This window comes from Chloroflexota bacterium (assembly GCA_038040195.1).
Taxonomy (GTDB): Bacteria; Chloroflexota; Limnocylindria; order QHBO01; family QHBO01; genus DASTEQ01.
Window position 1 is genome coordinate 36,999 of sequence record JBBPIR010000007.1, and the last position, 19,292, is coordinate 56,290.

The 19,292-nt window shown below is 70.9% G+C and carries 16 protein-coding genes and 1 tRNA gene; 7 read left to right on the forward strand and 10 right to left on the reverse strand.

Annotation, left to right across the window (positions count from 1 at the left end; all coding sequences use genetic code 11):
* Window positions 1-34: 34 nt before the first annotated feature.
* The gene (locus AABM41_08375) at window positions 35-883 is read right to left on the reverse strand and encodes a hypothetical protein (protein MEK6192323.1); all 849 of its coding nucleotides are present in this window, start codon (window positions 881-883) and stop codon (window positions 35-37) included.
* 247 nt (window positions 884-1,130) lie between these two features.
* On the opposite strand from AABM41_08375, the gene AABM41_08380 reads away from it, so the two are divergent.
* The 7 genes from AABM41_08380 to holA all read left to right on the forward strand — a co-directional run bounded on the left by AABM41_08380 (window position 1,131) and on the right by holA (window position 9,365).
* A tRNA-Ala gene (locus AABM41_08380) sits at window positions 1,131-1,206 on the forward strand.
* A gap of 113 nt (window positions 1,207-1,319) precedes the next feature.
* On the forward strand, window positions 1,320-1,913 hold the full coding sequence (locus AABM41_08385) for a GNAT family protein (protein MEK6192324.1): 594 nt from the start codon (window positions 1,320-1,322) through the stop codon (window positions 1,911-1,913).
* Window positions 1,910-4,510 carry a leucine--tRNA ligase gene (gene leuS, locus AABM41_08390; GenBank protein ID MEK6192325.1) on the forward strand — a complete coding sequence of 867 codons (2,601 nt, stop codon included), beginning with the start codon at window positions 1,910-1,912 and terminating at the stop codon, window positions 4,508-4,510. Before AABM41_08385 ends, leuS begins: the two co-directional genes overlap by 4 nt.
* Window positions 4,511-4,630: 120 nt before the next feature.
* A complete protein-coding gene (locus AABM41_08395) occupies window positions 4,631-5,230 on the forward strand; it encodes a ComEA family DNA-binding protein (GenBank protein MEK6192326.1) in 600 nt (199 codons plus the stop codon).
* Window positions 5,231-5,242: 12 nt separating this feature from the next.
* Window positions 5,243-8,152, forward strand: a complete 2,910-nt coding sequence (locus AABM41_08400; GenBank protein MEK6192327.1) for a ComEC/Rec2 family competence protein — start codon at window positions 5,243-5,245, stop codon at window positions 8,150-8,152.
* Window positions 8,149-8,328: a hypothetical protein gene (locus AABM41_08405; GenBank protein ID MEK6192328.1), complete on the forward strand. Its 180-nt coding sequence runs from the start codon at window positions 8,149-8,151 to the stop codon at window positions 8,326-8,328. The genes AABM41_08400 and AABM41_08405 overlap by 4 nt, the downstream gene beginning before the upstream one ends.
* On the forward strand, window positions 8,307-9,365 hold the full coding sequence (holA, locus tag AABM41_08410; protein MEK6192329.1) for a DNA polymerase III subunit delta: 1,059 nt from the start codon (window positions 8,307-8,309) through the stop codon (window positions 9,363-9,365). The genes AABM41_08405 and holA overlap by 22 nt, the downstream gene beginning before the upstream one ends.
* A gap of 44 nt (window positions 9,366-9,409) precedes the next feature.
* On the opposite strand, the gene AABM41_08415 is transcribed toward holA, so the two are convergent.
* The 9 genes from AABM41_08415 to AABM41_08455 form a co-directional block, all read right to left on the reverse strand.
* A complete protein-coding gene (locus tag AABM41_08415; GenBank protein MEK6192330.1) occupies window positions 9,410-9,673 on the reverse strand; it encodes a hypothetical protein in 264 nt (87 codons plus the stop codon).
* A gap of 151 nt (window positions 9,674-9,824) precedes the next feature.
* Window positions 9,825-10,190 (reverse strand): ribosome silencing factor, encoded by a 366-nt coding sequence (gene rsfS, locus AABM41_08420; protein ID MEK6192331.1) that lies wholly within the window; start codon window positions 10,188-10,190, stop codon window positions 9,825-9,827.
* 44 nt (window positions 10,191-10,234) lie between these two features.
* On the reverse strand, window positions 10,235-10,867 hold the full coding sequence (gene nadD / locus AABM41_08425; GenBank protein ID MEK6192332.1) for a nicotinate-nucleotide adenylyltransferase: 633 nt from the start codon (window positions 10,865-10,867) through the stop codon (window positions 10,235-10,237).
* A gap of 38 nt (window positions 10,868-10,905) precedes the next feature.
* The gene (obgE, locus tag AABM41_08430) at window positions 10,906-12,195 is read right to left on the reverse strand and encodes a GTPase ObgE (GenBank protein MEK6192333.1); all 1,290 of its coding nucleotides are present in this window, start codon (window positions 12,193-12,195) and stop codon (window positions 10,906-10,908) included.
* A 45-nt stretch (window positions 12,196-12,240) separates the two neighbouring features.
* The gene (locus AABM41_08435; protein ID MEK6192334.1) at window positions 12,241-13,011 is read right to left on the reverse strand and encodes a M23 family metallopeptidase; all 771 of its coding nucleotides are present in this window, start codon (window positions 13,009-13,011) and stop codon (window positions 12,241-12,243) included.
* Window positions 13,012-13,142: 131 nt separating this feature from the next.
* Window positions 13,143-14,378, reverse strand: coding sequence for an N-acetylmuramoyl-L-alanine amidase (locus AABM41_08440; protein ID MEK6192335.1), 1,236 nt, complete (start codon window positions 14,376-14,378; stop codon window positions 13,143-13,145).
* Between the two features lie 143 nt (window positions 14,379-14,521).
* On the reverse strand, window positions 14,522-15,805 hold the full coding sequence (rho, locus tag AABM41_08445) for a transcription termination factor Rho (GenBank protein MEK6192336.1): 1,284 nt from the start codon (window positions 15,803-15,805) through the stop codon (window positions 14,522-14,524).
* 270 nt (window positions 15,806-16,075) lie between these two features.
* Window positions 16,076-17,671: a hypothetical protein gene (locus AABM41_08450; protein ID MEK6192337.1), complete on the reverse strand. Its 1,596-nt coding sequence runs from the start codon at window positions 17,669-17,671 to the stop codon at window positions 16,076-16,078.
* An 8-nt stretch (window positions 17,672-17,679) separates the two neighbouring features.
* Window positions 17,680-19,292: CTP synthase (locus tag AABM41_08455; protein ID MEK6192338.1), on the reverse strand; the 1,613-nt coding region annotated here is incomplete at its 5' end.

Here is a 19,292-nt window from a genome sequence, read left to right on the forward strand (position 1 = left end):
TGCCGCCCATTCTAGTCCTGCAGGCAATCGCTTCTCAGTTCGGGAAGAGCGGGAATTCCCCTTCCTCGGTGACCTCGTCGGCCGGCGGTGCGCTGATGTCGAAGGATGCGTTGTAGTCGCTGAACGTGACGGTGAACCTCACTTGCTCGGTCTCCGCGGCCCCCTCACCCGCAAAGCTCGTAGACACCTCGCGCAGCCACAGGCCGCTGTAGTCGAACAGCACGTCCACGACCAGCGGCCCGGTGAACGTGGACTCCGGCACGAGGCTCGCGTATTCGCCCATGTCCGGCATCGCGCCGGGGTGCGCGGCCAGGGCTTCGGCGGAGATGTCGAGCCGGACGTGGTAGCACGTAGCGTCGCCGCAAGGCTCATCGGCCAGTGTTTCCGCCGAAACGCCTTCCGTGGCCAGGAACTCGGCAATCTTGTCGGCGATTTGTTCCGGGTTGAGCGTTGCCGTGGGCACCGGGCTTGGCTCGTGACCGCTCGAAACGGGCATGTGAATCCACTTGTTCCCGCTCAGCGAGCTGAGCAGGTACAGGTCCTCGCCGAGGACGATGGCCTCGCCACCGAGGCCGAGCAGGAAGGGCACGGCGAAGGTGACGTGCGCGGCTTCTCCTGACACGTCGATGTCACCTTCCACTGACACCCCATCGAGCGGCATGCTCGAGCCCGTCTCGGGATCGGTGACACTGCCATTGGCGGTCAGGGCCACGTGGAAGCTGTCGGCCTCCGAAGTCGCCTCGGCCCCGCGGGTCAGGATCTCGGCGGGATCGGTCAATGCCGCCCCGCCGGCGACGGCATACCAGACCACCGCTGTAAGGAAGACGACGACAAAGCCGATGACGGCGATGGGCAGCGCCCGCGAGCGCATAGACGTGATCACCCGGGCAGGATACGCGCGATCCGAGTTCGAGCCATGTATCCATGGTCCCGGCACCCGATGATGCCCGCCGTGCGCCCCGGCCGTATACTCCCCGCCGAACGCGTTGACGCGGGAGCAGTACGCGCGGCCTCGTCCGCAGCGAGCCGGGATGGTGGAAGCCGGCGATGGAGGCGGGCGGAACTCGCCCGCCGAGCAGCCGCAAGGCCGGGGCGGCGTCCGATATCACGCCATTGAGTGGACCGATCGTGGGGTTGTAGCTCAGCTGGGAGAGCACCTGCATGGCATGCAGGGGGTCGGGGGTTCGAGTCCCCCCAGCTCCACCACCATCGGTCAAGTCATGGTGGTACCGCGAGGCTGACCCCCTTCGTCCTGACGAAGCGGGGTCGCGTTTTTCAGCAACCGATGCGGACAGACCGATACGAACGGAGCCTCGGCGGTGACCACGTCCACTTCAACAAGCTCGGAGCGCACCGCGGCCGACGGCCGCCACTGGCTGCTGCGCCCGGCGCGGCCGGCTGACGCCGAGCCGCTGGCGCGCCTCTACGCCGCAGTCCGGGCCGAGGGACGTTGGCTGGTCACCCCGCCGACGGCCATCAACCCCCCGTCCGAGGCGTTCTTCATCGCGGAGCTGATCCGCGCCGACGAGGCCGCCGTGCTGGTGGCTGAGGCCGGCGGGGAGGTGGTGGGCAACGCCCTGGTGATGTCGGATCGGGACGTCAGCTCGCGCCACGTCGGCATCCTGTCGGTGACCGTGGCGGAGGGCTGGCGAGACGTCGGCCTGGGAACTGATCTGGTCGCCGCGACCCAGGCCTGGGTCCGCGAGCGGGGCCTGGCACGGCTGGCGCTAAGCGTCTTCCCCGACAACGCGCGGGCGATCGCGGTCTACACACGGGCCGGCTTCGTCCGCGAAGGGCTGCGCCGCCGGCAGTACCGCCAGGCGGACGGCACGTACCGCGATGAGCTGCTGATGGCCTGGTTCCCCGATAGAGGGGCGTCGGACCGGTGGCAGGCCCGCGAGGACGCGCCGTGAGCGGACGCGCGGCGAGCGGCCGCGCGGCGAGCGGCCGCTCCAAGGAGGTGGAACGCTTCGACCCGGCCACGTTCGAGGCGAAGTGGCGCGAGCGCTGGGAGCGCGACGAGCTGTACCGCGCCCGCGACGACGCCCCTGGGCCGTTCTACCTGTTGACCATGTACCCGTACACCAGCGGCGACGTGCACATCGGTCACTGGTACGCCTCGACCGGGCCCGACGTCGTGGCCCGCATGCACCGGATGCGGGGCGAGCACGTGATGTTGCCCATGGGCTTTGACTCGTTCGGGTTGCCCGCCGAGAACGCGGCCATCGACCGTGGCATTCATCCCGCGGACTGGACCAACGCCAACATCGACCGCATGCGGGCCCAGTTCCGGACGATGGGTGCAGCGTGGGACTGGTCGCGCGAGGTCATCGCCTCAGATCCAGCGTTCTACCGCTGGACCCAGTGGCTGTTCCTGCAGTTCTACCGCGCCGGCCTGGCGTACAAGGCCATGGCCCCGGTCGACTGGTGCCCCAAGGACCTGGTGGTCCTGGCCCGCGAGCAGGTGCTGGGCGCCGAGCGCGCCTGTTGGCGGTGCGGGACGCCGGTCGTCAAGCGCGACCTGGAGCAGTGGTTCCTCCGCATCACCCGCTACGCGGACGAGCTGCTCGATTTCTCTCAGCTGGATTGGCCCGAGCCGATCCTCCTGATGCAGACCAACTGGATCGGCCGATCCGAAGGCGCGGAGATCGACTTCCCGCTGGCTCCCAACGGAGCCGATACCGATGCCGTCGCGCCGATCCGGGTCTTCACCACCCGCCCGGACACCATCTTCGGCGCCACCTTCATGGTCCTCGCGCCCGAGCATCCACTGGTGACGCAGCTGACCACCGACGACCGGCGGGCCGAGGTGGAGGCGTATGTCGCAGCCGCGCGACGGGAGACCGAGATGGAGCGCTTGAGCGCGGAGCGGGAACGGGGCGGCATGTTCATCGGCTCCTACGCGCTCAATCCGTTGACCGAGGAGCGGATCCCGATCTGGATCGCCGACTACGTCCTGCCCGGCTACGGCACCGGGGCGATCATGGGCGTGCCCGCGCACGACGCACGCGACTTCGACTTCGCGCGCCGGTACGAGCTCCCCATCCGATACGTCGTGGCGCCCCGGGGGACCGAGCCGGCTCCAGATGCCGCGTTCGGGGCTCACACCGACGACGAGGTGCTCATCAACTCGGGGGCATTCACCGGGATGAGCGCGGCGGAGGGTATTCGGGCCATCACCGCCCATCTCGGCGACCGGGGGTTGGGCGGGCCGGCCGTGTCGTACAAGATCCGCGACTGGCTGGTGAGCCGGCAGCGGTACTGGGGCGCGCCCATCCCGATCGTGTACTGCGACGTCCATGGGCCGCAACCCGTGCCCGAGGCCGAGCTGCCGGTGCTCCTGCCCCGTGACGTGGACTTCGCCCCCACGGGGGTCTCGCCGCTCCAGTCGCACGCGGGGTTCCTCGCCGCCACCTGCCCGGTGGGCGGCGAGCCGGCGCGGCGCGAGACCGACACTATGGACACCTTCGTCGACTCATCGTGGTACTACCTGCGCTACTGCTCCCCGCAGTTCGAGTCAGGCCCGTGGGATCCGGAGGCCATGCGCCACTGGATGCCGGTCGACCTGTACACCGGCGGCGCGGAGCACGCGGTCCTGCACCTGCTGTACAGCCGCTTCTTCGTGAAAGCCCTGCGCGACATGGGGCATCTGGAGTTCGACGAACCGTTCGTGGCCCTCCGCAACCAGGGCCAGATCCTGGGCGCCGACCACCACCGGATGAGCAAGAGCCGCGGCAACGTCGTCAATCCCGACGACCTGGTGGCCCGATACGGCGCCGATACGGTCCGCCTGTTCCTGCTCTTCATCGGGCCCTGGGACCAGGGTGGGCCGTGGTCCCCGACCGGCATCGAAGGAGTGTCTCGCTTCCTGGCCCGGGTCTGGGCAGTGGCCCAGGCTCAGGTCATCGAATCGGTACCCATCGTGCCGGGCATACCAACCTTCAACCCGATGACCGGGGAGATCCCCGGCAGCGGTGGCACGTCCGCCGACCTGCTGCTGGCCGCTATCGAGGGGGGCAGCCGCGGGCTCCAGCGCGTGACCCACCAGACGATCGCGGCGGTCAGCGCGGACTACGCGGGCCTGCACTTCAACACGGCGGTCGCCAAGCTCATGGAATTGACCACGGCCATTGGCCGGGCTCGAGATGACGGGCTGGCTGGGACAGATGCCTACCGAGAGGCCGTGGACACGCTCCTCCTGTTGCTGGCGCCGGCGGCGCCGCACATGACTGAGGAGCTGTGGGAGCGTCGAGGGCGGCCGTACTCGATCCATCAGCAGCCCTGGCCGGTGGCCGACGAGGGCCTGGCGGCCGCGGATCTGATCGAGCTCCCCGTGCAGGTCGATGGCAAGCTACGCGACCGGCTGCTCGTGGCGCCCGACACCCCGGAGGCCGAAATCGAGCGGCTGGCGCTCGCATCGGCGCGGGTGCAGGCACATCTTGACGGGCGGGCGCCGGCCCGCGTGGTCCACATCCCGGGGCGTCTGGTGAACGTGGTCACCGCTCGGTAAAACCGAGGTAACCGGGCGCCGGTTAGCCTCCCGGCCTGCTTCCGAGGCCCGGCGTCAAGTGCCCAGGCGTCGGGTCCCGGACGCAGACCAATCCGCGCTCGCCTCCCATGCAGGAGGCGCATGACCCGATTCGACCTGGTGACCGTGGCCGCCGTGGCAGCCGCGGTGGTGCTGGCCGGAGCGGCGAGCCTCGCCCTGGTCGCCGGCGTCGCCCTGGCGCCGGCCGATCCGTCATTTCCGCCCGACCCGTGGACTACGCCCGCGCCGTCGATGGGGCACGAGGGAGAGCAGGGCGGGGAGCTGGTGGTCGACATCGAAGGCGGAGTCAACCTGCCCGGCATCCACAGGTTGCCCGCCGGGTCGCGGGTCGCGGACGCGCTGGCCGCGGCGGGTGGCTATGCCGAGAGCGCGGACCTGGCCGCGGCCGCGCGGAGCCTGAACCTGGCAGCCGCGGTGGTGGATGGGCAGCAGATTTACGTGCCCGTGCTCGGCGAGACCCCGGGGAGCGGCGGGGGTGCTGGCGGTGATGGGCAGGTGAACCTCAATCGGGCCAGCCAGTCCGAGCTGGAGGCCCTGCCGGGGATCGGACCTGTCACGGCGGAGCGGATCATCGCGGCGCGCACCGAGCGGCCGTTCGCGACGCTGGACGAACTGGTGACCCGCGAGGTGCTCACCGCGCGCCAGCTGGAGCAGATCGCCGACCTGGTGACAGTCCCCTAGCCGGCCGCGCGCATGGACCGGCGCGGTGCCTGGCTGCTGCCGGGCTTCGTGGCGGGGGTGATGGCCGGCATCGCGACCGCGGACGCCGGGTGGCTGGGCACGTCCGTGATGGCGGTCGTCATGGGTTGCGTCGTCGTGGGAGTTGGGCTGCGCCTCGTCGCTCGCCAAATGCTTGGGTCCGCGGTGCTCGTCGCCGCCGCGCTCCTGTTCGGGATGGCCCTGGGCGGCGTTCGAGGACTGGCGACCACACCGCCCGGCGGCCCCGGGAGCGTCGACGTACTTGCCGCCGACGGAACCTGGCGGGTCAGCGGAAGCGTTGCCGATGAGCCGACACCCCGGGGCGACGCGATCGACCTGGTGCTCGATGACCTGCGCCTGGCCGGCGGCCCCCTGGCGGGGCGGGTCCTCGTCCGCGTCCCGAGATCCGCAGCGGTGATCGCCGGCGATCGGGTCGCCGTCGAAGTCATCATCCGGCCGCCGAATCCGGCGGACGCCGAGGGAATGGCGTACCGCGAGCGGCTGCGGCGCCAGGGCATCGGGGCGCTGGGTCGCGCATTCGAGGTCGCCGTCATCGGGCATCGGTCCGATCCGCTGGCGGACAGCTTCGGCAGCGTCCGACGCTGGCTCCTGGACGGGCTGGTCACGACGGTGCCCGAACCCGAGGCCTCGCTGGGGGCTGGCATCCTGCTTGGCGTGCGGGCCGGGATCGATCCGGCCGTGCGGGACGCGTTCGCGGTGGCCGGGCTTTCCCACGTGGTGGCCATCAGCGGCTGGAACGTTGCGATCGTGGTCGTGCTCATCGGCGCACTGACGCGCCGCCTGCGCCGCCGAGCGGCGCCGGCGCTGCCCGCAGCGGTAGCCGTGCTGGCCGTCGCCGGCTACGTCGTCCTGGTGGGTGCCTCGCCGGCCGTGGTGCGGGCCGCGCTCATGGCCGGTGCCCTGCTCGTCAGCCGCCTGGGTGGGTCTCCCGCACACGCCGGCTCGGCGCTCATGGCGGCGGTGGTCGCCATGCTGGTCATCTCGCCGGCAGCCTTGTGGGACGTCGGATTCCAGCTCTCGGCCCTCGCCACCGGCGGGCTGATCGTGCTCGGCGGCACTCTCGAGCAACGGCTGGGACGATGGCCGGCCTGGATCCGGACGCCGGTGGCGCTCACGGTCGCGGCCCAGCTGGCCACGCTTCCCGTCCTGCTGGCCACGTTCGAACAGGTTTCCCTGGTCGCGCCGCTGGCCAACGTGGTGGTCGTCCCGCTGGTGCCCGCCGTCATGGCCGGCTCCGCCCTGGCCGCGGTGGTGGGCGGCCTCGCCGCGGCCGTGCCGCTCGCCGGGATAAGCGATGCGGCGGCCTGGTTTGCCGGTGGGGCGGCGTGGCTCCCGTTGCGCGCTCTCATCGCCGCCGGGACCGCGGCCGCTGAGCTGCCTCTGGCCGCTCTGCCGGTGACCGGGGGCCCGTGGCTCACCCTGGCCTGGTATCCGCTCCTGGGCCTCGCCGCCCGCCGCCTCTCGCGCCGCTCGGATCCGGGCCCGCCGATGGCGTCGCCGCTGGAGGTCGCCGGTCGCCCCGGCCTGCCCCAGGTGGCGCTTCCCGAGGCGGCGGCTTTCGCCACCGCCCTTACCTGGGTCGGCCGACCCCGACGCGCGGCGGCCGGCCTGGTGCTGGTCCTCACCGTGGCCACCGTCCTGACCTGGCCGGATGGCCGGCTGCACCTGACGGTGCTCGACATCGGCCAGGGCGACGCGATCCTGATCGAGACGCCGGATGGGAGCACCGCGCTCATCGACGCCGGCGTGGATCCGGACCTGACCCTGCGGCGGATCGGCCAGGCTCTTGCGTTCCACGAGCGGGAGATCGAGGTCGTGATCCTCACCCACCCGCACCAGGATCACCTGGGAGGGCTGGGCGAGGTCCTGCGCCGATACGAGGTAGGCCTCTTCGTGGACGGCGGGCGACCGCTCCACGGCGACCCGCATCACCACGTATTGGCCGCGGCCCAGCACGAGCCGGGCGCCCGCGTGACGGCGGCTGGCGCGGGTCAGGTCATCCCGCTCGGACGCGAGGCCGAGCTTGAGATCCTCTTTCCGACGGCCGACGACATCGCCCGGCCGCTGCCGGATGGCGACATCAACAACGCATCGGTCGTGGCCCTCCTACGCTATGGCCGATTCAGCGCACTGCTGACCGGGGACGCGGAAGCACCCATCGAGGCCCTGCTTGCCGATCGCGGCCTGCTGCGCCCGGTCGACGTGCTGAAGGTCGGCCATCACGGGTCCGACTCGGGGACGACCGAGGCCTTCCTGGCCGTCGTCCAGCCGTCGGTGGCCGTCATTTCGGCCGGCGTCGACAACCAATACGGTCACCCGCATCGGTCCACCCTCGAGAACCTGGAGCAGGTGCCCGAGTTGACGGTGTACCGCACCGACCGGGACGGCGATGTCGAAGTCGTGACCGATGGGCGGGCCTACTGGGTCGTCAGCCGTCGCGGCCAGACCGCCCCGACGCCGGCGCGAGGCGGTGAGACGGTCCGGACGGGTAGGATCGAGCCATGGCCGTGCCCGACCGCTCCGTTGCCCGCCAGCTGCTCGCCGCCGACAACCCACCCGATTGGCTGGTCGTCCATTCCGAGGGCGTTGCCCGGGTGGCAGCCGAAGCCGCGCGAATCCTGGCCCGCAACGGGGTGGCGGTCGACGCGCTCCTGGTGGAGGCGGCGGGCCGGCTGCACGACATCGACAAGATGGAGACGCGGGCCAACGGCCGCCACGGACTGGCGGGGGCCGAGCGCCTCACCGCCTTGGGATATCGGGACCTGGCCGACCCGGTCGCCTCCCATCCGGTCAGCTGCCTGCTCGACCCCGAGCGGTCTCCGCGCGGCTGGCCGGCCATCTGTGTCTCGGTGGCCGACCGCCGGGTTGGCCAATCCTTCATGACGATCGCCGACCGGTTGGCCGACATGGCGGCCCGCCACCCGGCGCATGCCAACCAGATCACCGCGGCGCACGGGCCGGCCGATGCCCTTGAGGCGAAACTGGCCAATGCGGCCGGGCTGAGCCGCGGGGCACTCGAAACGCAGCTTCGGGCCGCGTGGGCGAACGGCGACCGATGACCGGGTCGGTGCTCCTGGCCCACGGCGATGACGGCTACCTGATCGACCGGGCGGTGGCCGCCTTCACCGAACGGGTAGGCGCGACCGACCGGGTGGTGCTGACTCCCGACCACGCGCCGGACGAGGCACTGCTGGCGCGGGCCGCCCTGGAGGCGGCGAGCGTCGGGCTTTTCGGGGCCCACTGCGTGGTCCTGCGGCAGCCGCTCCGCGCCGTGGGGACATCGGGAAGCGCTGCCGATCGGCTGGTGGCTCTCGTCGAGCAGCTGCCCGATGGAGCGGCGCTGGCCCTGGCTGAGCTGCGTCCCTCCCGGGACGTGGGCCGTCCGCCGGCTCTCCTCAAGCGTCTCGAGACGGCCGTGCAGGCGGTTGGTGGTCGCGTGGAACCGTGCCTCGCCCCACGCCGCGACGAGCTACGGGGCTGGGTCACCCGCCATGCGGCCGAGCTGGAGATCGCCATCCGTCCGGCGGCCGCGGCAGCCCTGGCCCAACGAATCGGCGGGGTCTGGGAGAACGACGTCGAGCGCAGCGAGCAGACGCGAGTCGCTGACGGCGAGCTACGCAAGCTGGCGCTGGCCGCTGGAGAGCGACCGATCGAGGTGCCCGATGTCGAGTCCCTCGTGTCCGACACCCGGCCGCCATCGGTCAATGCGGTCGCCAACGCGGTCGAGCGGCGCGATCCGACCCGCGCGGCTGAAGCCCTGCATCGAGCACTGGCGGAGGGCGAGCCGGTGCTGCGAATCATGGCCGCTCTTGAAGCCCGGCTGGTGGACCTCACCGTCGCCCGCGACCTGCTGACCAGCGGTGCGGGTGCGGCGGAGATCACCAAGCGCCTGCGGCCCGGCAACCCGTCTGGCGCCGAGCGGGTGACGGCCGCCGCGCGACGCTACAACGGGGAGGAGCTGGAGGAAATGCTGCGGGGCCTGTTCGAGGCGGACCTGGCGATCAAGGCCAACACGGCGGAGCCGGAGGCGGCGGTCACGGCGTGGCTGGGTGAGTACATCCTGGGTGCGGTGAAGGGCGCGGCGGCGAAGAGCTAGCCGCCGGCGAAGAGCTAGCCGCCGGCGAGCTGACCAGAGAAGGGCTACGCGGCCCCGGCGCGCAGGACCCGGTCGCTCTCAATCGCGAACGTGCAGCGCGCGTTCGAGAGGCCCAGGATCCCGATCAGCTGGTGGTCGATGTACAGCTGCTTGCACGGCAGGCACAGGGCGCCGGGGAGGGCGAAGAACAACCGCTCCTCGACGCTCTCGTCGCGGAAGGACGTGTCGAACACCGAGGTCAACAGGCTCCCGCCGCAATAACGGCAGGTCTCGACCGCGGTCGTTTCGCGCTTCCGAGAGGTGCTCATGACGCCGAGGATGGGCGCGGCGGTGCACCACCTCAATAGGACCCCCGTACCCTGGGCTGGTACCCGGCCCGTACACCGAATCGCGCACCCGGGCCCAGCGACCGGTGCGCCGGAGCACCACCAACTGGTACTCGGGGCGTACTCCTGCCGATCAGACCAGCCGGACCACCGCCGGGGCCGCGCTCCACAGCTTTTCGAGCCCGTAGCGCTCGCGTTCGTCGGGCGTGAACAGGTGAACGATGACGCTGCCGTAGTCGAGGAGCACCCATCGCGCGCCGGCGCGCCCCTCGATTCCGAGCGGCCGGACCCCCTGCGCCCGCAGCTCCTCGGCCAGCGCGCCGGCCAGGGCCGTGACCTGGCGGTCGGAACGGCCGGTGCCGATGACGAAGAAGTCGGCCAGCGAGGTGAGCTCCCCGGTGCGCAGCATGACGACGTCGCTGGCCTTGTGGTCCGACACGATCTCCACGATCCGGTGCGCCAGCTGAGCCGGGTCGAGCTCCGGGTGGAGCGGGGTCACGTTCGGGGTCGGCTGCTGCAGGTCGGTTCTCCGAGTCCGAGTGGCTATGGCTGGTACAGGCGGCGCTCGAGGATCAAATCCTCGACGGCCCGCGGCACAAGGTAGCGGATGGCGCGGCCGGCCGCCACGCGGCGCCGGATCTCGGTCGCGCTGATGTCCAGCGCCGGCCCGCCCAGGAGGTGGATCCGGACGGCCGCCTTCCCGAAGCGGCGGGCCAGGTTGGCGCGAGGCGGCAGCGGCGTCCCGCTGCGCGGGCCGACGGCCCAGGACGCCAGCTCGAGGAGCCGATCCGGCTCGCGCCACGAGTCCACCTGGGCCAGGCTGTCGGCCGCCATGACCAGCACCAGCTCGACGTCCGGATGGCGCCGGCGCAGCTCGACCAGGGTGTCAACCGTGTAGGACGGCCCTTCCCGCTCGAGCTCGACCAGCGACACGTCCAGCCGCGGGTCATTGGCGATCGCGAGTCGGGTCATCAGGACCCGATCCGCCGCGTGGCTGATGGACCGTCCGCGCTTGTGGGGCGGGTGGGCTGCGGGGATCAGCAGAACCCGGGATAGGCCCAGCTCGTCGGCGGCCAGGGTCGCCAGCCACAGATGACCGACATGCGGAGGGTCGAATGTGCCCCCCAGGATGCCGACCCGTTCGGCCCCAGCCGCCACGGGCAGTCCAACCGGCACGAGCCTGGTTCGGGCTCGCGCCCGGGACTGACCGGCGGTCACCCTTCGTCGCCCCACTCGAGCTCGAGGCGGCCGATGCGCACCATGGTCCCGCTCCGTGCGCCGCGGCGTCGGAGCTCGGCGTCGATGCCCAGCCGTTCGAGGCGGCGCTGGAAGCGCTCCCGCGACTCCTCGTTGGCGAAATCCGTGCGCGCCGCGGTTCGTTCGATCGCCGCGCCCCGGACGCGGAGCCCATCCGGCTCGGCGACCACCTCCCAGCCGTCCGCGGCCGGGTCGAAGCGGTGGACGCGGCGCGCGGGCTCGGGCCCGATTTCGGCCTGGCGGCGGTCGGCTTCAACGAGCGCATCGGCCAGCGCGGCGCGCAGGGCATCCAGGCCGGTCCCGTCGTGGGCCGAAACCGCTATCGGGTCGTACCCGTCCTTGCGCAGGGCGGCGCCCACCGATCGCCAGCGAGCGCGGGCCTCGGGCAGGTCGTGCTTGGTGACCACCAGCCGCAGCGGCCGTTGAACGAGGGTCGGATCGTGGAGCCGAAGCTCGGCGAGCACGGCACGCCACTCTTCCGCCGGCTCGTCGGCAGCCCCGTTGACGACGCCCAGCAGGACCCGGCAGCGCTCCACGTGGCGCAGGAACTCGTGACCCAGGCCGTATCCCCGGTGCGCGCCTTCGATGAGCCCCGGGACGTCGGCGATGACCGCCGAGCGCTCGCCGTCGGGGCCCGACTCCACCGAGATCACGCCCAGATTCGGGGAAGTGGTAGTGAACGGGTAGGAGCCGACCTCGGGCCGGGCTGCGGTCAAGGCCGCCAACAGGGTCGACTTGCCGGCGTTGGGGGCACCGACCAGCCCGATCTCGGCGATGAGCTTCAGCTCGAGCTCTAGCCAGCCCTCCTCGCCAGGGTCGCCGCGCTCGTAGTGGCGGGGCGCCTGGTGAGTGGATGTTACGAAATGGACGTTTCCCCGACCGCCTCGGCCACCGCGGGCCACGACCAACCGGTCGCCAGCTGCGAGCACCTCCCCCAGCACGTCGCCGTCAGGGTCGCGGCGGACAACCGTCCCGGGCGGCACCCTGAGCACGGCATCGGTGCCGTCGCGGCCGTGCGCCCGCCGCCGCGCGCCACGCCCCCCGCTGGTGGCCTTCACGTGTGGGGAGTGACGGTAGGCACCGAGGGACGTGAGGCCGGCCTCCGCCGTCAGAATGACCGATCCCCCGCGCCCGCCGTCGCCGCCGTCGGGGCCGCCGCGCGGCACGTGTGCCTCGCGCCGCATGGACGGTGAGCCGTCGCCTCCCGAACCGGCGGTTACGTGGATGCGGACGCGATCCGCGAACATCGTGCCCCGATCATATGGAGCGAACGGGCCAGGGGCCGATCTCGTCTACAGGTAGCGGAGCGGGTTGACCTGGACGCCGTTGACGATGACCACGAAGTGGACGTGGGGTCCGGTGCAGATGCCGGTGCACCCCACGGTCGCGATCTGCTCACCCCGGATCACGCCCTGTCCCGCGCTGACCAGGACCGCACCGAGGTGGTTGTAGCCGGTCACGCGGCCATCGGAATGCTGAATGGTGACGACCAGGCCGCCACCGTTGTTCTGCCAGCCCGCGGAAACCACGGTGCCGGTATCGGCGGCGAGGACCGCCCCGCCGTAGGCGTGGGCGATGTCGACGGCCTGGTGACCGCCCCAGAAGTACTGCGACACATATCCGCCCGGCACGGGCCAGGTCAGCGAGCCGTCACCGTCCACGTAGCCCGTGGGACCGGCCCACGGCAGCGAGGTCCCCGCCGACCCCGACCGGACGGGAGGCGGCGCCGGCAGCGGGATGGCGGCCACCGGCTCGGGGGCCGGAGTGGAAAGGACGCGGGTGCCATCCGTGACATCCACGGCCTCCGCCCCGGTCGGCGGCTGAAGTTCGATGGTGATCTGCCCGTCCTGGACGGCCGCCATCTGCTCCGAGACGGCTCCGCGCGCCGGGACCACCACCCGAATCGTGGTCAAATCCGGGGTCAGCGCGCCTTGGGCGCTCAAGGCTCCCAGCGTGCCACTACCCACCACCAGCACCACCACCAGCAGGTGGAGGACGCCGCGGGCCAGGAACGCACGAATGGCGCGAATCCGGCGGCGCACCGGCCGGGTCGGTTCAACCAATAGCGCTGGCTCCTGCGCGTGTTCCCAATGAACAACTCGACGCCAGGGAGCGATCCTGGCGGACCGCAGGGGCATGGAGAACGGCGTCGTGCCGGCCGATCCTAGCAAGCGGATCAAAGGCGGGTCAACCCTTACGACGGTCCGGTGTCGAGCTGCAACGCCGGCGCCCCGAGATCGGAGAGGACGGCGTTGCCCACCTGCACCGTAATCCATGCCACCGCCCGGACTCCCGACGGCGGATCCGGCAGCCGAAGCTCGAGGTCCACCGACTCGCCCGGCGCCAGCGCCGGGACCTCGACATCAAGCGGCGCCAGTCGCGGTGGTCGGGCCAGATACGGTTCGGCCGTGGGAGCCCATCCGGCGAGCAGCTGCACGCCGACGGGCCATGGATCGGAGCCGGTGTTGGTGACGCGGATGCCCGCCCGTGCGAGGTCGCCCACGACCGTCGGCCAGTACATCGGTCCCTCACCGGGCTCAACCTCGGGCGGCAGCCCCGCCGAGCCACCCGGAGCCAGCAAGTCCAAGCGGACCGCGAGGAAACGATCCGCGAACCACGCGGTGAGCGCGTCGACCAGGGCCCCTGCGATCGCCTCCTGGGCGTCCCGGGTGGCCAACAGGTCGGCCTCGGCGGCCAGCGACATCGACCCGACCTCGGCCAGCACGCCCGGCATCAGGATGCCGCGCCGCGGCTCCCGCGGATCGCCGGTCTCGGTCGCCGGGGCGATGACGTAGTAGTTCACCGCGTCGATCCCGCGGTCCTGCCGGACGTAGGGGGCCACCCCACTCAGGGCCGTCACGACCTCCTCCTGGACCAGGGTCGCCAGGCGCTGGGAAAGGGGGACGCCCCACGGCGTCTCATCGGTCCAGAACGTCTCGGTGGCCGCAATCTCGAGCACGACCCCGTCCTGGGTCAAGGAGTTGATGTGAATGCTGAGCAGGACGTCAGCGCGCGCCAGGTTGACGAGGTCGATGTGAGCCGCCAGCTCGTCCCGGGTGCGGGTCCCCTCGGGAAACAGGGAGCCGAACCCGGCATACCCGTCGCCGTTGACGTCGCTGAACGCCTCGCCGTGGCAGCCGAGGTCGGGATACAGGTCGCCAGCCAGGGCCACGTCGGCCTGGCGGGTCATGACCACCGTGACGCCCTCCGCCTCCAGCTGGTCGCGAAGCGCCAACGAGATCGCCAGCGTCAATGCCTTCTCGGAGCGCTCCACCCGGTTGTCGTACGGATTCGGCACGCCCCAGTCCAGGCAACCCCCATGACCGGGATCGATGGCCACCACGATCGCCGCCGGGTTGGGGCCGTAGATGCGGCTGTCAGATCCCGGAGCCGGGACCACCCGGCCGAAGATGGTGCCGGGCTCCGGCACGGCCGAGGGACTCGCTGACGGCCCAGGCGCGGAAGCCGGTAGGCTCGCCGAACTTGGGGCGCAGGCCGCCAGGACCAGGACCAGGCCGGCAGCGAGGGTTGTGGATGCCCGGAGGTGGGAGTCCCGGAGGCCGCTAAGCGGCCTCATCGGCCCTCGGAAGCCTCGACGCTCTTGGAGAGGGAGACCAGGAACTCGGAGTTGTTCTTCGTCTTGCCCAAACGCTGCATGAGCAGCTCGATCCCCTCGTTGGGGCCGACCGCGCTCAGCATGCGGCGCATGGTCCAGATCATCTTCAGCGTGTTCTCGTCCAGGAGCAGCTCCTCGCGGCGGGTGCCGGAGCGCAGAACGTCGAGGGCCGGGAAGATCCGCTTCTCGCTCAGCTTGCGGTCGAGCACGAGCTCCATGTTGCCGGTCCCCTTGAACTCCTCGTAGATGACGTCGTCCATCCGCGAACCGGTGTCCACCAGGCAGGTGGCGATGACGGTCAGGCTGCCGCCGCCTTCGATGTTCCGCGCCGCACCGAAGAAGCGCTTGGGCGGGTACAGCGCCGCCGGGTCCACGCCACCCGACAGGGTCTTGCCCGATGCCGGCAGGGCCAGGTTGTAGGCACGGGCCAGGCGAGTGATCGAGTCGAGCAGGATAATCACGTCGCGCCCGGTCTCCACCTGCCGCTTGGCGATCTCCAGGGTCATCTCCGCCACACGGGTGTGGTTCTCGGTCGGCTCGTCGAAGGTGGAGGCGTAGATCTCGCCCTGCACCGAGCGCTGCATGTCGGTGACTTCCTCGGGCCGTTCGCCGATGAGGGCGACCATGAGCAGCGCGTCGGGATGGTTGTCGGTAATGCCGTGCGCAATGTTCTTGAGCACCGTCGTTTTGCCGGCCTTGGCAGGCGACAGGATCAGGCCGCGCTGGCCCTTGCCGATGGGGGCGATCAGGTTGATCAGCCGCTGGGTGAGGTTCTTCTGGTCGGTCTCCAGGTTGAACATCTCATCGGGGAAGACCGGCACCAGCGAGTCGAAGTTCGGCCGCCGGCGGGCGAGCTCGGGATCGATCTCGTTGACCGTGTCGACCCGCGCCAGGCCCCAGTACTTCTCCTGGTCCTTAGGGGCGCGGCTGAGCCCCACAACCCGGTCGCCGGTGCGCAGGCCGAAACGACGGACGATGCTCGATGACACGTAGATGTCATCCGGCGAGGGCATGACGCCGTGGCGGCGCAGGAAGGCAAAGCCTTCGTCCACGATCTCGAGGATGCCGGACACCTCGCCGGCCACGACCTCCTCGCGGTGCGTGGCCTGGGCCAGCGGTACCGCGTCAAGGAGCTTCAGCACCAGGTCCGAGTGCTCGAGGCCATCGGCTTCGATGCCGTATTCGGTGGCCAGCTCGCGGAGCTCGTCGACCGACTTCTCCTGCAGCTCCCCGAGGGTCAGGGCCGGCTCTTCGTCGGCGCCCTGCGGGTAGCCACCCGCATAGACCGATGCATAGCCGGGGCCGAAATCGCGCCGGCGCTGGAAGTTTCCGCGCGGTGCGCCGCCGTGGCGGCGTGGCCCCCCTCCGTCGGGTCGACGGCGCGGGCGTCCGCGTCGGGGCTGGCGGGATTCGTCATTCATGGGGAATAGGTCTCCGTCAAGGGGTACCGGGGCGCAAGGCGGGCCGAACGGCCGCTGCGGGCTCCGGGTGGGGTTGAGGTCGGCGTCCGGTCAGACCTTGCGGCTCCCGGCTCGGGTCGTAATGTTCGGCCCGCCGTAGCCACTCATCTCGCCGATCAGCTGCGCGCGGATCTGGCGCAGGACCGGCCGCCAATCGAGATGATCATACCCGAGTGAGGCAACCACCTCCTCGGCAGATGGTCCTAGCCCGGCGCGCCACATGGAGCGGAGGAGGTCGCCGGCGTCCGTCGCGCGCCACCAGGCGGGGCCGAACCGATCGCGGAGAGCGGTCGACAGGCTCCCTTCCAGCAGCCAGGCGCGAAGGTATTTCGCGGCATATAGGCCGTCATCCACGTCCGCCAGGTAATTGGCTTCGGGAGTGATGACCCCGGTCATCATGCCCAGCAGGCCGGCGTACTCGGCCCGGTGCACCGCCCACGCCCCGCCGCGATGGAGTCGCAGCTCGTACAACAGCTTGGCGGTGTAGCGGCGCAGGAAAAAGAGCTTGCGGAAGGCCTCGAAATCGAGCCAGCCGCCGATGCCGTCGGCCGGCATGCGCAGCTCATCCCCCAGCCAGTCGGGGTCGGCGACCAGGTACTGGAACAGGAACGCCCAGCCCTCGGTCACGCTCTCGTCGCCGACAAGGCGGTCCGCCGGGGCCAGCTTGGGATTGATGTGTGCGAAATGCTGGAGATGACCCATCTCGTGGAGCGCGCCACCGTAATCGTCGTGCCCGCCCCGGGGCTGGACGACGAGCCGCACGTCACCCGGCACCCGGATCGGGACGCAGAATGCCCGGGACGACTTGGCCGCCCGCGGCTCGAGGTCGAGCGTGATCCCGGGCTGGGTGCCGAGGTCAATGCCCAGCCGCGCCAGGGTTTCGACCAGGACCGGCATCAAGCGGGTCGACTCGAAGTGCTGGTCCCAGCCGCGGCCCCGCAGCAGGTGGGCGAGATCCGCAACGCTGGCATCTCCGCCCTCGATCTCGATCAGGGCCAGGTAGCGCCGTAGGGCGGCGTAGTAGATCGTCTCCGAATCGGTCAGGAAGGCTGCGGCGCCGGCGGCCACGGCATCCGGGTCCAGGCCGACCGCGTCGCGGATGAGGTCCACGTAATCGGCCGCGCCCAGGGCCTGAGCCTGGGCATGGAGGCGGGCCCAGCGCTCCTCGCGCATCGGGTTGATGGCCTCGACCGCCAGCCGGTAGCGCTCGTCGAGCGCGTTGCGCTCGCCTCGGTCGCTGATGTCCGCCACCCGGATCGGGACCTGGCGATACCCGATCCGCTCCCCGCGCCACATGACGGCCGCGGTGGTCTCGGCGACCGCGATGCGGTCCGAGATGTCCGCCACCGACTGCTCGAGATGGCCCTGGACCGCGAATCCGAGCAGGCGGTGGGCTCGGCGGGCCGACGCGTTCGTGCCCGCGGCCGCCTGGCGCAGCCCGTCGATCGCGTCCTCGGAGAACAGGCCCGCGTGCCGGCGGTAGACCGGCGCCATGTCAAGTTCGGCGCGGAACCCGGCCAGGTTGGCGTACTGGGCCTCGCCCTGTTCGGCCGAGAAGGCCTCGACCTCGTCTTCATAGGCGGCCTGGTCGAACGCGCCGGTGGCCCGGCGTCGGGTCGTGCCGCGCCGCGGAGCGGTACGGGTCACCGATCCGGTCAGGTCTCGCCGGTGCTGGCCCCGGCCGCGGCGCGGGTCTTGCGCGGACCTCGTCGCTGTCCCTTGGCCGGGCCTGATGCCTCGACGCCCACCTCGGTCGCTGCGGTCGGCAGCCCGAGGCGAGCGGCCGCGGCGCCCACGAAGTCACGGAACAGCGGATGGGGGCGGTTGGGTCGGCTCTTGAGCTCGGGATGGGCCTGGGTGGCGACGAACCACGGGTGGTCGCGGAGCTCGATGAACTCCACCAGCCGTTCATCGGGGCTCACGCCGCTCCATCGCATGCCCGCCTCGCCCAGCCGCTCGCGGTACGCATTGTTGACCTCGAAGCGGTGCCGATGACGCTCGTACACCACCTCGGCGCCGTACGTGTCGCGCACCCGGGAGTTCTCCTCCAGCCGGGCCGGGTAGAGGCCCAGGCGCATGGTCCCGCCCTTCTCGGTCACATCGGCCTGGTCGGGCATGAGGTCGATCACTGGATGCTCGGTGAAGACATTGAACTCGCTGCTGTTGGCGTCCTCGGTCCCCAGCGCCATGCGGGCAAACTCGATGACCGCGCACTGGAGGCCCAGACACAGGCCGAGGAACGGAACCTGCTGCTCGCGGGCCCAGCGGATGGCGCGGATCATGCCTTCCACGCCGCGGTAGCCGAACCCACCCGGGACCAGCACGCCGGCCACGCCCTCCAGCTCACGGGCCACCTCGTCGGGCTCGATCCGCTCGAAGTGCTCGGCGCCGATCCAGCGCACTTTGACGTCGACCCGGTGGTGGAGCCCCGCGTGCTTCAGCGCCTCGCTGACGCTGATGTAGGCATCGGGCAGCTCGGTGTACTTGCCGACGATGGCAATCTCGACTTCGGGCCGGGGAGCTCGGATGCGCGCCACCAGCTCCTGCCAGTCGGACAGGTCCGGCTCGGTGGTGGGAAGGTCGAGCTCATGGGTAATGAGCTTGCCGAGACCGGCCCGTTCGAGCAGGAGCGGGACCTCGTAGATGCTGCGCGCGGTCCGGAGCGGGATGACGGCATGGACGTCAACATCGGTGAACAGGCTGACCTTGTCCAGGATGTCGTCCTCGATCGGCTCGTCGCTGCGCAGGACGATGACGTCGGGTTGGATCCCGATCCCCCGCAGCTCCTTCACCGAGTGCTGGGTGGGCTTGGTCTTGACCTCACCGGTGGCGCCGATCTGCGGCAGCCAGGTGACGTGGACATACAGGACGTTGCGCCGGCCGACGTCCTTGCGCATCTGACGAATGGCTTCCAGGAACGGCAGTGACTCGATATCGCCGACCGTGCCCCCGACCTCGACCACGACCACCCCGTGCGAGGCGATGCCGCTGGTGGCCACGCTGCCGGTCCCTTCCCGGGCGACCCGCGCGATGCGTTCCTTGATCTCGTTCGTGATGTGGGGGATGACCTGCACCGTTCCGCCCAGGTAGTCGCCCCGTCGCTCCTTGGCGATGACCGACTGGTACACGCGGCCCGTGGTGACGTTGCTGGCCTGGGACAGGTTCTCGTCGATGAACCGCTCGTAGTGACCCAGGTCGAGATCGGTCTCCGCCCCGTCATCGGTCACGAAGACCTCGCCGTGCTGGTACGGCGACATGGTGCCGGGGT